1 pseudogene is annotated in these 1,038 nt (G+C 52.3%); it reads right to left on the bottom strand.

Annotated features, from left to right (window positions below):
* Nucleotides 1-1,038, bottom strand: a pseudogene (locus ACIQVE_RS29755) (DNA-directed RNA polymerase subunit beta'); the annotation flags it as partial.

Raw genomic sequence — 1,038 nt, 5'->3', positions numbered from 1 at the left:
AATAAAAATAACAACAACGATAACAACAATCAAAAACACACTATAAAAAAAAACAACCAAAAACCGATCAACCAACGAATAAACAACGTCACCGCCTTCAATGTGCGGAGTCATCAACAGACCGTGTTCGGTGCCGCAATCGATCTCGGTTACAACCAGATCCTGCGCCACGTCTACCAGACGACGAGTCAGGTAACCGGAGTTCGCAGTTTTCAACGCGGTATCCGCCAGACCTTTACGAGCACCGTGAGTGGAGATGAAGTACTGAAGTACGCTCAAACCTTCACGGAAGTTCGCAGTAATCGGCGTTTCAATGATGGAACCGTCCGGCTTGGCCATCAGGCCACGCATACCGGCCAGCTGACGAATCTGTGCTGCGGAACCCCGCGCACCCGAGTCGGCCATCATGTACATCGAGTTGAAAGACTCTTGGTCAACTTCAACGCCATGACGGTCGATGACTTTCTCTTTCGAGAGGTTGGCCATCATCGCCTTGGAAACTTCGTCGTTCGCTTTCGACCAAAGGTCGATCACTTTGTTGTACTTCTCGCCCTGGGTTACCAGGCCGGAGGCGTACTGGCTTTCGATCTCTTTCACTTCGTCGGTGGCAGCACCGATGATGCGGGCTTTTTCATCAGGGATAACGAAGTCGTTAACGCCGATGGAAACGCCGGAAATGGTCGAGTAAGCGAAACCGGTGTACATCAACTGGTCAGCGAAGATAACGGTCTCTTTCAAACCAACCACGCGGTAGCACTGGTTGATCAGCTTGGAGATCGCCTTTTTCTTCATCGGCAGGTTGACAACGTCGTACGACAGGCCAGGTGGAACAACCTGGAACAACAGCGCACGGCCGACAGTGGTGTCGACGATACGAGTGTTCTTGACGCTGCCACCATCACGATCGTTGACGGTTTCGTTGATCCGCACTTTGACCTTGGCGTGCAATGCGGCTTCGCCGGCACGGAACACACGGTCAACTTCTTGCAGATCCGCGAAAACACGACCTTCGCCCTTGGCGTTGATCGCTTCACGAGT

It is taken from the genome of Pseudomonas sp. NPDC098747 (genome assembly GCF_044760045.1).
Taxonomy (GTDB): domain Bacteria; phylum Pseudomonadota; class Gammaproteobacteria; order Pseudomonadales; family Pseudomonadaceae; genus Aquipseudomonas.
Note: the sequence above shows the minus strand (reverse complement) of the source record. Positions and strands in the feature narration are given on the sequence as shown.